This is a genomic window from Microbacterium sp. (assembly GCF_030149085.1).
In the GTDB taxonomy this organism is placed as follows: domain Bacteria; phylum Actinomycetota; class Actinomycetes; order Actinomycetales; family Microbacteriaceae; genus Microbacterium.
Genome location: NZ_JASBSF010000172.1, coordinates 1 through 12871, shown reverse-complemented (window position 1 = coordinate 12871; position 12871 = coordinate 1). Strand labels below are relative to the sequence as shown.

The 12871-nt window shown below is 63.8% G+C and carries 8 protein-coding genes; 1 reads left to right on the top strand and 7 read right to left on the bottom strand.

Going from position 1 to position 12871, the window contains the following annotated elements; translation table 11 throughout:
* The 7 genes from Q1V87_RS06980 to Q1V87_RS06950 form a co-directional block, all read right to left on the bottom strand.
* On the bottom strand, positions 1–1459 hold a 1459-nt coding region (locus Q1V87_RS06980; RefSeq protein WP_300591448.1), incomplete at its 3' end, for a DEAD/DEAH box helicase.
* A gap of 66 nt (positions 1460–1525) precedes the next feature.
* Positions 1526–4957, bottom strand: a complete 3432-nt coding sequence (locus Q1V87_RS06975; RefSeq protein ID WP_300591446.1) for a type ISP restriction/modification enzyme — start codon at positions 4955–4957, stop codon at positions 1526–1528.
* Positions 4954–8040, bottom strand: coding sequence for a helicase-related protein (locus Q1V87_RS06970; RefSeq protein WP_300591445.1), 3087 nt, complete (start codon positions 8038–8040; stop codon positions 4954–4956). Before Q1V87_RS06970 ends, Q1V87_RS06975 begins: the two co-directional genes overlap by 4 nt.
* Before the next feature lie 17 nt (positions 8041–8057).
* On the bottom strand, positions 8058–9119 hold the full coding sequence (locus tag Q1V87_RS06965) for a hypothetical protein (protein WP_300591444.1): 1062 nt from the start codon (positions 9117–9119) through the stop codon (positions 8058–8060).
* Positions 9120–9124: 5 nt separating this feature from the next.
* On the bottom strand, positions 9125–9694 hold the full coding sequence (locus Q1V87_RS06960) for a hypothetical protein (protein ID WP_300591443.1): 570 nt from the start codon (positions 9692–9694) through the stop codon (positions 9125–9127).
* A gap of 111 nt (positions 9695–9805) precedes the next feature.
* Entirely contained in the window at positions 9806–10753 is a 948-nt protein-coding gene (locus tag Q1V87_RS06955) for a hypothetical protein (RefSeq protein WP_300591442.1), read from the bottom strand.
* Between the two features lie 740 nt (positions 10754–11493).
* A complete protein-coding gene (locus tag Q1V87_RS06950) occupies positions 11494–12093 on the bottom strand; it encodes a dual specificity protein phosphatase (RefSeq protein ID WP_300591441.1) in 600 nt (199 codons plus the stop codon).
* A 150-nt stretch (positions 12094–12243) separates the two neighbouring features.
* Here Q1V87_RS06950 and Q1V87_RS06945 point away from each other — a divergent pair.
* The coding region (locus Q1V87_RS06945; RefSeq protein ID WP_300591440.1) for a sigma factor-like helix-turn-helix DNA-binding protein at positions 12244–12871 on the top strand (628 nt) is incomplete at its 3' end.

Here is a 12871-nt window from a genome sequence, read left to right as displayed (position 1 = left end):
GCGTGCGGGTCACCGTCGTGGAGAGAGCATTGAGCTCTCCAATGTGGCGACGAGCCTCCGCGACATCCTTGGGCGCCAGCGGTGCGCGACGGAGGATGTCTCTGAGGTCTCCGAACTCCGGTCGAAGCGTGATCGCCTTCTCGAAGACGAGGCCGCTCAGCCGGGTGAGCACCTCTTCAAAGTCGCGGCCGCGCACATCCTGGCGCGTGAGCATGCGACCAACCTCGTTGAGAACCGCATTTGGTTCGAGTCTCGCTTCGAGATCGTCGATCGTGTCGAAGTCAGCCGGTTCGAGCAGGCCAAGGAGATGAAGGAGATCGGTCTCACGCAGGTTGATCGGTGTCGCTGTGAGGAAGACCATGTTCGACCCGATCGTCCACTCGGACAGTTGGGTGCCGAGTTGATAGCTCTTGGTCTCGCTGTTGCGCATTGAGTGCGCCTCGTCCACGATGACGAGGTCGAACTCCGGCGGATTGTCCTGGAGTTCCTCCAGCGCATCCCATGTGCGCAACGTCTCCAGCGAGACCACATAGGACTTTCGTCGGGGCACGCGCCCCTCGCGGTGCTGCTCCAGAAATCGCTTGAGTTCATCCCGGTCAAGTTGGATGACATCGAACCCAAATCGCTCGAGCATCTCGTCGCGCCATTTGTCGACGAGCACCGACGGGCAGACGATCAGAACACGATCGGCTTCGTGGCGGGCTTCGAGCTCCGTCCAGATGAGCCCGGCTTCGATCGTCTTACCGAGACCGACCTCGTCAGCGATGAGTATCCGCGCCTGGCCCGTCTGCAGAAGCTTGAGAACCGGCTTGAACTGGTAGGGGCGAAACACGGTTCGCGTCGCCCGGAACGAGTAGATCGTGTCGGCGAAGCGACCGCGGAGTTTGGTCCGAGTGAGGGTCGCGCCGAACCGCGCAGCGGATGAACGCTCGCCGAGGACCCACTCATCGGGCTGGTCAGAGGCGTCGATCGGTGCGAGCTTCTGCTCGAGCTCGGAGCGCAGACCACCGTCTCCCCGCACGCGGTAGGACCACGTACCGTGATCGAACGTCCGTGCCCTGACCTCCACATCGGCACCTGCCGGCACGGTCAGTGCGCGATCACCCACTTCGAACTTTGGTGCGGGCACCGGGAGTCCCGTATCCCACAGGTGTTCGGCCCACCTGAGCGCCTCCGCAAGAGGATGCTCGACCGCGTCATCCCAGACATCGAGTGCGAGCTCATCAGAAGTGCCCGTCGGGCCCGCTCCCACTTGCATGATCAATGGATCGACGAAACCGTCAAACCAGTACAGTCCGGCCGGTAGCTGCGCGTCGGGCAGCGGAGCGGTCCGAACGGAGTCGACGGCATCGTAGAGTCCGTCAATCGACTCATCCATCACAATCGCGCGTACAAACCTCGCGCGACCAAGCACGGCATCCAGGTCGTCAGGAATGGGGTGGTAACCGAGGCGGATCATGTCACGGCCCCGCTCCTGGGATGTGGCCGAGCGCTCGCCCGACACACGCCCTGTTCGCGACGAGCATCAGCTGAAGTCGTCAGCGAAGAGCCCACTGTGATCGCCCCCGTTCGTCTTCGGAGGCTGACGCAGTGCCGCGGGAGGCGCCGGCAGCTCCTGGGCTGAGATCAGAGGACCGGCCACGATCTCGTCAAGCAAGGCGATCCCATCGGGCAGCACCGCCAGGGTTCCCCTGATCGCCGCAACGATCTCGACGAGCTCGTCACTCCACTCTCGTGCCCATGTTGTTGGCCGGATGTGGTCAAGAGGCGAATCACTTGAGGCGGCACGGCCAGCGGGTTTCACCATGCGGTAACCAAGCCACTTTGGGATGACCTCCATCCCACTGACGCTGAAGCGCCATACGTCAGCAGGGACACCAACCAGCGCGCCGTCGGCGACGCGCAGCGTCTGCTTGGCGGCGTCGTAGGCGAGATCGGTCTTGCCGTCCGGCAGACGCGTCGGTTCATTCGACCACTCGATGCCAGCGGTGGAGATCGCGCCCTCACTGAATCGCTCGCCAAACGTCTGCAACCAGATGAGTTGTTTGCCGTGTGCAACCATGCGCTCAAAGAGGGCTGGGTCCGATGTCACTGGCACGCGTGGACCCGGAGTCTCAAGCCCATCAGCGAACCGGGCCCGGTAGTCCGCTCCGGCGAGCACGCCGAACGCGTACGCGAACAGTCGCTCGACGGTCACCGCGGCAGCACTCGCTTCGACCGCGCGATGGCGGCCCGTCAGGGCTGCGAGCAGCTTCGGGTCGGCGTTAGGCGTCTTCTTCGCGTCCCGGTAGAGCGGGATGATGTCCTTGCCGCCGCGACCGCTGAAGAAGTGCTTGTCAGGGACCGCGGTCGTCAGCGTCGCGGCCGGGCCATCGCCCAGGCTGGTCGTCGTCATCGTCGTGAGGAAGACCTGCTCCTTCGACAGCGATGCCCACAGGGACGGGCTCTCGGTCTTCGCAAGACGAGGGTCCTCGAATGTCCACTGCCGATCGAACGACCGCATCCCGAACCTAACGATGGACTCGTGTGCATCACCCGCGGCCAAGTCCATCAGCTTCGCCATGCCCGCCACCTTTGTGCTGATCGTTCGCCCCGTCCTCGATGGCGAGAATGCGGCGAGGCGCTCGTCAGGAACGCCTGTCTGGGTGAAGGCGCTCCATCTCCGCTTCAACGTCCGCGCATCAGGGGCGACCGGCCAGGTTCGACTGATCATCGCTCCGGGCTGTTGCCAAGGGAAGAGATCGGTGAGTTTCGGGCAGCTGGCCCAGTCTGCCCCGCCGGTCACCGGGATGAACGGGCTGTGCCAGTCGCCACTTGCCGGCATCGTATCCAGTCGAGCGCGACCCGCGGCGAGCTCCGACAGGATAGAGAGCTTCTCATCGCGGCTCTTGCCAAAGAGGCTCGCATACCGCACGGACGCGGGCCTCGAGCGGTCACCTCGACCGCGGCGTGTGAGGGTCACAATCGCTACTGGCGACTGGATGTCGAAAACGTTCGCGTCCTTGCGCGCGCCGAGGCCGTCGCCGTGCAGGTCGAGCACGATGATCTCGTCAGCGACCTCACGGGCGAGGCGACGCAGCCCAAGGAACCCGGCACCGTCGAGCCACGAGGATGCTGTGATCATCGACATGACCGCGGGCCCGGTGTTCTGCTCGAATACCTTCCAGATCCCCCACCGCCAGAAGTAGACGTAGAGGTTGTACAGGCTAGCGTGCGCGCTGAATATGACGTGCCTGCGGGCGTCGTCGAAGATGTCGTCGAACAGCGAACGGAAGCCCTCGGCCTGCGTACCGCGGGTGCGCGCCGTGATAAACCCGCCGGTACCCTCGCTCTCGACGCGGTCATAGGGAGGGTTGCCGATGAGCACGTTGTGGTGCCGGTCGTATTTCACACGATCTGCAAGGCGGCCCTCATCGCCGATCGGGTCGTCAATACCTTTCAGGCCCTCGCGGCGCCGCATGCCAAGGGTGTCACCAAGGTAGATCGGTAGCCGCGCCTTCTGCCGAGCGCCTTCAGGCAGGTCGAGCGAGACCTTGAGATGGCTCACGGCATAGGAGGCGAGCGAGATCTCGACCGCGGACGCGTGCTTCAGAGCGGCGTCGGCCCCAGCCTGCCCAGCGTTGCGCTTGGCCTGCTCCAGCCACTCAACGAGGAACGTCCCGGTGCCGTTGGCAGGATCGAACATCGACACGACCGCATCATCAGGGTTCACGCCTGCCGGCATCTCGATGTCGGGGTGGTCAGCGACGTACTGCCTCCACGTCGTCGAATCGGCCACGCCAAGCGTCAGTCCGAATGACTTGAGCGCGTCGTCGACAGTCTTGACGATGTAACGGACAACGGGTTTGGGAGTGTAGAAGGCGCCCAGGTCCTTCCGCTGCTGTGGGTCGTACTGAGCGAGAAACTCCTCGTAAAAATAGACGACAGGGTCGTCCCGCTGGTTGTCTGCGCCGAAGTCAGCGAGCAGCTCATCGACGTCGGTGTTGGCAAGTTGGTCAGCGAGGTCAGCGAGCCCGAGCTCGTCAACATCGATGACCTCGTCGGTCTCGTCGCGGAAGCGCGAGTAGATCGCGTCGAGGAAGTGGTTGTCGAACTTGATGACTGACAGCGACTGTTCAGCTTTGAAGTCCTCCGGGTGGGCGATTCGCGCCGTGAGCAGTCCGTAGACCATCGTCTGCGCGTAGACGTCGGCGAATCGCTCGGATGTGATGTCACCGATGAGCTTCTCTTGCACGTTGCGGTACAGCGAACGCATGGGGCCGTCGGCCGTCTCGACCGTGAGCAGACCATTCACCTCGTCGCGTACATCCTGCGCGACCTCGGCCATGCGACGCGAGAGAGCTTTCGCACTCTTGATGCCCTCCCGATATCCGGAGAATCCGACCCCGGCCGACCGGTCAGTGACGACACGAGGGCCTTCGTCGCTCGTCCACCGCAGCTCGTCGAGAGCGCGACGGGCAAGCAGACTCAAGCGGGTCTCGGTGGGCTGATCGTTCCAAGTGAGAACCCGAAGAACGCGCTTTCCCTCTCTCTCCTGAAAGTTCACGACGTGGAGGACGGGTTGGCTGCCGTCGGCGTGGCAGAAGAACAGCAGGTCGCTCAACTTCCATGTCGGCAGCTTGCCGCCGCCCTTGCCGCGCTTGCTCGTCACAAGCTGCTGAACGAGACGCCGTACCGCACCGATCGGCAACTGCCCACCTTCAAACCGCAGATAGAACGCGCCAAACTTCTGCTTGGCCGTCAATGGAGGGATCTGGGAGATTCCAGTGAGCCGAGCGACATGGTCGGGATCAAGGTGGAGCTCCTCAGGTGCCCAGTCGATGAGGATGTCATCCGCCTCCAAGGCCATGTCGTAGATCGGCCAGTCGAGGCCCTCGTAGAGCAGTGAGAAGAGGCCCCCGATCGAACTCGGCGCGGCCTTAATCAGAGCGCGCAGGCGCGCATCATCGGCATTCATACGATCTCCATCCAGCACAGCGTCTGAGGCGTCGGCGCATCCATCGGGAGCTGCACATCCTTCCGGAGAAGTTTGGTCTCTGCTCGTTCAAACTCGCGCAGTGCCGCGTGCAGGGTCCCCCGGTCGGAGAACGTTGCCTTCGGTGTGTCGACACCGGCGTTGATGGCGTGGTCGATAGTGAGCGGCCCGCGTTCGACCTCATCATTGGTCTTGAGGCTCCACTCGATCCGACCGGGACTGAGACTCCACGCGGGGTCGCTGTCGTCGTCGACCTTCGTAAGCGTGGGGACTCTGCGGCAGATGAAGAGACCCTTGGGCTTGCCGTCCTTCGCCACAGATATGCCATCGGGGAGCCGTTCGGTACGGGCCTCCAACTCGGGGTCGGCCTTGGCGAGTTCGAGCCACTTGAGTCGCAGCTCCTCCAGCGGGGAGATGTCGCCGATGTACTCGTCCTTGAACGCCTGGAACACCTTCACGTCATCGAAGATGTCGGTGGCGTCGAGCAGCTTGCCCCCAGGGATCCCGAGTGTCTTGGAGATCATCAGTGTCTTGCCCTCGACGCGGCCGACGAGTTGCAGAAGGGTGTTGATCTCGTCGGGCGGCAGGAAGTTGCGGATCTGAATCTTGCCTCGGGTCCGTTTGGCCTTCGGCCTTTCCTTGACGAGTTCCGCCTCGATGGCGGGGTTCATGCGCCGGTCGACGCGGCCGATGCGCTGCATGAGCCGTACGGGGTTCCAATGGATGTCGTAATTGACCAGAAGCGTGCCGTCTTGGAGATTCACTCCTTCGCTGAGTACGTCAGTGGAGATCAGCACACGCAGGGGCTCTTGTGTTGCACGGTCTCGCTTGCCGACCTTGTTGTAGAAAGGGGCAAAGCGCTTGATCATCGCGTATCGGTCACCCTTGCGGCTACCGTCGATGCGGTCGACATCCGTCAGACCCGCCTTCAGAAGCTCCTCGTGGAGGTAACGGGCGGTGTCGGCGAACTCGGTGAACACGATCACCGGCTGTGTCCGGAACTCTTCGGTGAACACCTCCCCGTCGAGCGTCGCCTTCTCGGAGCTCGAGGGACCCATCAACAGCGTCCGCAGCTTCGCGAACTTGTCGTCAAGGCCTGCACCAGCGAGCACGAGGTTCATGAACCTGGTCAGCTGGTCCAGGTCGTCGAATGCAGCGGCGATCATGTCGTCGAGTCGGTAGCCGCCGCCGACGAGGTTGTAGTCGAGCTCTTCGAGCTCCTCCTCGGTGAGGTCTTCCTCGTGCCATCCTTCGTCGATGGTCGACCGGTAGGTGTCGTGAATCGCCTGAAGCGTCGGCTCGTTCGCGGCGCGCCAAGCGGCGAGATCCGCCTCGCTAGTCGCGTCAGCCTTGACATTCACGTCGAGCCACCTGAGCACCTTCGCCGAGAGGTCCAGGCACGAACCGGCGAAGGCGGCAAGGCTCGACTCGAACCGCTTGAGGAAGATTGTGCGGATCAGGGCGACCACCTGCCGCTGCCGGTTCTCCAGCCGTGTGTCGACCTTCGGGTCGGTCGAGAACGCCAGCGGATAGTACATCGGCAGCACAAACAGCGGATTGGCGCGGCTAAAAGCGGCCTGGATCTCGTCGAACAGTGGCGAGTACAGCAGACCGAACGAGTACGGGACCGCGCGGGGAATCTGCGGGTCGGGAAAGATTACCTCGGCACCACCCGCCACCTTCGCGCTTTCGACGGCGTAGCGGCGGGAGTTCTGGTGGATGATCGACTGGAAGAGCTTGTCGTCGGCCATGATCTGGTCGATCGTCGCGTGATCGGGAACGACCTGCTTGAACGGCTTCTCGAGGTTCACGATGTACTTACGGAGGCTGTTCACACCGATGCTCGCGAAGTGCGAGTCCTCATCCACGCCGGTGAACAGCTCGGCCTGGTGAACGAGGTCGAAGAAGGTGTTGTTGATCGGCGTGGCGGTCAGTAGGAACACCGTCTTGTCCCTGCAGATCTCGTGCATGCGCCACCAGCGCGAGCCCCAAGGGTTCTCGTCAGTGGGAGACTTTCCGTGGTTCCGGAAGTTGTGCGCCTCATCGATGATCACCACATCGGCGCGCTTCGCCAGGTGCTCGATCTCCGCAGCCCCCGACTTCGTCGTGAGGTCGGTATGGGCCTTGACGATAACGTTCGAGAACTGACCGCCGTACAGGTCGGGAAGCCGATCCCTGATCTCAGGATTCCACACGGCATCCTGACCGGTCTTCGTGGCCATGATGAGCACGTTCTTGCGCTGCCGGACGGCGTAGTACTCGGTAAGCATGAGGCCGACGAACGTCTTGCCAAGGCCGACGCCATCGGTGAGGAACCCGCCGCCCCAGAGCTTCGACATCTCCACAAGCGAGTGGAACGCCTCGCGCTGGTAGGGCGCCAGTTGCGGATAAATCACCGACTCAGACTCCTCCCACGTCTTGTCGGTGGGATCGGCGTCCGCGGTGAGCGCGTGCAAGGCCTTCGTGTACACCTCGAAGGGGGTGAACTCGCGCACGTTGTGGTCGAGCACGGCGAGCAACTCTGAGTTGACCGGCGAGGCGGTCTGCCAGTGCTCCTCGTACCACTCTTGCAACTCAGTGACCTCGGGGCCTTGGAAGCGCACGTTGAGCTCCACGTTCTGCGTGAGCCCCGGCCGGGTGAAGTTGGACGAGCCGACGAGCGCCGCCGAGCCGACGACACGGTGACGGCCGTGGGTGATGTAGGCCTTGGCGTGGAACTTCTTCGGCTTGTACACCCGGATCTCGATCTTGCCCGAGCGAATACCGTCGACCACGCCCTCGACACCGGTGAGGAATGCATCTCCACTCTGGCGTTCGACCCTGATCGACGTGTCGAGCGCGGCGGCGATCGCGTCGGCGGTGGTACGGCTCGTCTCGCCACCGATGAGGAGGCGGATGCGGTCGACCTTCTGCCACGCGCCATCGAGGGCCAGGAACGCGCCGATTTCGAAGTGCCCCGTGGCGATGTCGATCGCCTCGCTGAGATCGCACCACTCCCGTAGATACTGGAGCGCCTTCCACTCCTCGTTCGTGTTGTCGACGATGAAGCTATCGGGTGTCGCCATGTACGTCTCTCCCGTTCTCATCCCAGGTGCCCCGGAAACCAATCGGCTGGCATCACCGTCGCCACCCGCTCCGCACCGTCTGCGTCCCCGACGACCAGGACATCGCCATACGTCGTCACCCGAAGCGTCGCGCCGTCGGCAAGCCCCACGGCGAACGACTGCTTGCGACGTTCGCCCGAGTCGAGGTCGGCGATCTCGTCGCCCTCGACGGCATAGAAGTGCGAGGTGAAGAATCCGCGAGCGACGTCGCTCTCCGGATCGGGGCCGAGATAGCCGAGCAGGCGCGGGGTCGCGCCGATCAACCCGCCAACGGCCCCGTCGGCGTCGATCCACAGCTCGCGGCCGCGCGGCTCGACGGCCGTCCAGGCACGCACCTTGTCGGCGAAGTCTCCGTTGACTCTAGAACGCACGGATTCCATCGTGTCGGGGTGCACGACATCCCCCGCGCGGGTAATCCGGTAACGCAACTCCGGGAGCGGACCGACCCAGGTGCCACCGATCCTCGGGCGAGGCAAGTCATCTGGGGTGTCCAGCGGTGCGGCGGCGGCGCCGGCAGGAGCCGTTGCGGCCGGATGCGGCGCCGCAACTGCCGGGCAGCGTCCGGTGCGCAGGTCTTCCAGCCGCTCGACAAGAGCGTCGATGCGTCCCGCGATGTGCATGCCGCTGGACTGCACGAACGCGCGGACGTCCTTCGCCGCCTCCGCAAGCTGGGAGGTCGTCGGATCGTCGCCGAAGTGGAACCATGTGTTCCTCGTGGCGAGGACCTTCTTCGCCACGAGATTCTTCTGAAAATGCCCGCCGAAAACGCTCAGATACGGAGAGTCCTGCTCGTAGATGTAGTCGCGGAGGATCACACCGGGGTCCTGCGGCTCGAAGCGATGGTTGGGCCGCCAGTTCTTCGGGTCCGAGTCCTTGAGCGCCCTGATCCGAGCCGCGAACCACTGCGAACCCAGCGACTCCCGCAGCGCGAAGTGACTTGTGACATAGAGATCCCAACCGAACGAGCGCATAAGGGTGAAGTAGCCCTTGATGAGTTCGCCGGGAGTCTCGTCCTCCGGCAACGCGATGGAGACGTCCACGCCGCTCATGCGTTCGGGCCTTCCGCGGGGTCCTTGCCGTAGCCGATCATGATCGGCACCACGCGCGTGAGCGCGTAGACGGCGAACAACGCCGCCGGGTCGGCGAGCGGCACCTCGATGGCCGGCTCGGTCTTGAATCGGGTTGCGCTCGGCAGCAGCACGCCATAGGCCCCCGTGCGCGTCGCGCCGAGCGCGGCGAGCAACGCCTGCGCGTCGCCGCCAGCCCATTCGCTGATCTGCGACCACTCAACTGCCGCGCCCGTGGCTCGCCCATCTGTTCCATAACGCAGCGCGCGGACTCGCGCGACCAATCTGTCGCCGACAAGCTTTGGGGAAATTGCTCCGGCATCCTCGAGCCGCTCGTAGTCGGAGGGGCCCGCAAGAAGCTCCGTGTAGCCCAGCGACACCTCGTCGTCGGCATCCCACCGCACCAGCGAGACCTGTGCACGAAGACCGTCATCGGCCTTCAGATTGGCCAGCACCGCGTGCGCAGGGCGCGCAGTCTTGTCCCTATGCCACTGACTTGGCGGGACGACCCTGATCGAATGGCGACCTTCGAGTACTTCGATACTCACCGCCCCCACCTTGCAGCTCTTCATTTCATTCCCCCAGACTCTGCCGCCCCGTCGGCGCGTGAAAGTCTTCCAGACTAGACGTGGCCCCAGACACCCTCCATGAGGTGATCGCTACACCGGCTTCACGGCGAGCTGCGACGTCGAGAAGGAGTGCTGCCCCGCCTCGTCCTCCCAGTACACGAGCGTCGGCGACGCATCGGCATCGAGGTCTTGTTCGTCGAGGGATGTAAGCGCCTGTCTTGCGGACTGGATGGCCGAGTCAAACCCTTCCATGATCGCGAGCTCGCTCTCCATCGTGCTGATGTACGCGTCCCGAAGCGCATCCAGCTTGCGTTCCGCAGACGCGCCTCGACCCCCAATGAGTCGCTCTGCCCAGTTCATGTCATTGAGATTGCGCTCGTGTTCAGCGACCGCGGCCTTCAAAACCTCTGATCTCTTGCGGAGACGTTGCCAGAATTCGGTTGCGTCAACAATCGCCCCGCGCAATCTCGACACCGATCGCTCGACCGACTTCGGGTTCTCCTGCATGTCAACGCAGAGCCGCAAGTAAGCGATCCGTAGCTCGACGAACGATCCGAACATCGCACTATGGGCGTCATAGTTGGCCCGGCCCACCGCCTCGGGGTCGTCGGCTTGCTCGACCGAGTGAGACTCCACAAGGGTCCGAAACCGCATCGCCAGTCGACGGATGTCGTGCTCGGCGATCGAGAGCCTAATCAACATGTCGTGAGAGAAGGCGCCCTCAATCATGCACTGCTCGTACACCTCGTCGACAGTGCGCGTGGCCGTCAGCAGTTCTGCCGCGTGCGTCGCTTCGGCGCGCGCGAGTGTGCTGTTGAGGAGGTCCTTGATCGAATCAAGCTTCTTGTCGACCTTCTCGAACTCACGCAACATGACGGCCGCCGTGATCGCTTGCATCGCAAGAATCGGCGCGACCACCGGGAGAGAAGCGGCCACGGGGATGAATGCCGCCTGCGCAACAATTCCTGTAGGACCCATGACTGCAGAGCCAACACCCGCTCCGAGCTGCATGAGCGTCGCCGGGTTTGCGGTTGCCATGAAGAGGGTTGGCGCGAAGGTCGCTGATACTGCCGTAGCGCCGGCCGCCGTTCCAGCGAGCGCAATGGACTGAGCACTCTGTGGGGACAGCCCGCGCGCGTCCGGCATATAGGAGCCAGACGCTAGGTAGTTCTGACGGAAGCTCTCGATCACCTGCTCCCGAAGCCGGCCTTGAAACTCAAGGACAGCTAATTCTTGGCCCTCTTGTCCAACCTTCCTGACCTTCACCCGGTCAAGCTCCCCCATCAGGCTCCCCCGCTCCGAAATTGCACCTTCATCGGCCACACGATTCGACCATAGCGCGCTCCTCTAGAGGCACGGCAGATGCAGTCTCGACGGTGCGGATCGATGGAGTGACTCCGAGTGACGAGAGCGTGGACTCGGATCGAACGACGGCCGGAACTCGCGGGCAGATCTCCCTCCGTAAGGGAGCAATTCGCGTAGACGGAGATGTGTGATCCGTCGGCGCTTGAGCTATCCCCCTGGGTGTCACCGTCGCCGACCTAATCCTGGTAGGCCGCCCCGCGCGATTTTCACTCCGGTCGTCGCATAGATCGTCCTGTCAAACCGCGAGCTCGCCTGCTGACGCTGAATCACTCCGCGCTTCCAGTCCGCGGCGTACTCGTGAGCGAGATCGAGCTCCGATCGAGCCCCACCCGCCCGCGCTCCGCTGCGCCACTCGCGGGAGCTCGAACCTCGAGAACGCCTGCCTCGCCCTTCATCGCGACCTTCGGCTCCCATCACGCCACCCCCGCCGTGCGAATGCGACGGATGACGCGCGCGACATCCATCGCGTTCTCGTGCCGCCACTGCGCGAGGCGCGTGCGCTGGCGGCGCCGATCCGGGGCGGCCGCGCCTGTCGTGTGGAGCCACCAGTCCAGGGTGTCTTCGGCGTAGGCGACGAAAGCGATCGGCCGCGAACGGCGGATCAGGTCCAGCGCCTCGATCGGATCCCACCCGAGCGCCAGCAGGATCGCGAAACCCATGCTGGGACCGCGGTTGATGCCCATGTGGCAGTGCGACAACACCACGTGTCCGCCGGCGATCTGCTCGAGCGCGTAGGCCGTGCCCTCGTCGAACCAGTCGTACGGCATCCGTTGGCCCGCGTCATCCACCCCGATCCAGAGGTAGTCGATCTGGGGATTGTCTTCGGTGACCCAGCCGGCATCGTCCCACTCGGCCCGGCAGTCGATGATCGTGTTGATGCCCGCCGCCATGAGTTCCGCGAGCTGGGCGCGTGCCGTGGCCATGCGCCTCGTGTCGAGGTCTCCGCCGATCCATAGGCTCGCGGTGAGTCTGCTCACATTCGCCGTCACGATCGGCACTGTCGTCTCGGTCATGATTCCCTCGTTCCGCCGGAGGGGTTGAACACCGGCACAGACTCATACGGCGGGAATGCACGAACGGGGACAGCCAGGCAACGAAATGATGAACGCGCAGTCGGATGTCGCACCCACTCCCTACGCTGAATCCCACGAGGGAGGCTGGCGATGCGCGAGTTCGGCAGGAACGGTACGCACAACCCGAGTTTCGAGGCAGTCGAACGGGAGATCACGAAGGTCGTCTCCGCGAAATACGCAGGCTGGCCCGCGGCTGACCGTGAGGACCTCATCACGCGAGTGATGGAGACGTACTTTCACACCTTCGGTCGCGACCCGCTCCCGAAGGCCGGTGACGGAACTCCGCTCGTCCCCAAGGCGTGGCTGCGAACCGTGATCACGAACGCGGCGATCGACATGTATCGTCATGCGGAGCGTCGGCCGACCGATCCGGTCGACTTCGCCGGGATTGACGATCCGCTCGTCGAAGAACGCTTGCAGCGCGCTCTGGACGTCCGCTCTCCGAGTCTGAGCACCCTTGTCACCACTCGCGTCACGATCGAAGAAGCGCTGAAGCAGTTGGCGCAGGAGCATCCTCGTGACGTCGAACTCATCGTCTGGCGGGTGGTCGCTGACCTACCGATCGATGAGGTCGCGCTCCGGGCCAGGATCTCCCGCGAGACCGCCAAGAAAGCCGTACGCCGCGCGCTTGACCGGCTGCGGGACGTGCGGGAGCGGGCCCGGCGCGGATCCCCAGCCCCCACCCCCACCCCCCCCGTCAACCCCCCCCCCCGCCCCA

Coding starts and splice junctions, on each gene's coding strand:
- Q1V87_RS06975 (WP_300591446.1), bottom strand. CDS start 4,957: ATGAATGCCGATGATGCGCGCCTGCGCGCTCTGATTAAGGCCGCGCCG.
- Q1V87_RS06950 (WP_300591441.1), bottom strand. CDS start 12,093: ATGACCGAGACGACAGTGCCGATCGTGACGGCGAATGTGAGCAGACTC.
- Q1V87_RS06955 (WP_300591442.1), bottom strand. CDS start 10,753: ATGGCAACCGCAAACCCGGCGACGCTCATGCAGCTCGGAGCGGGTGTT.
- Q1V87_RS06970 (WP_300591445.1), bottom strand. CDS start 8,040: ATGGCGACACCCGATAGCTTCATCGTCGACAACACGAACGAGGAGTGG.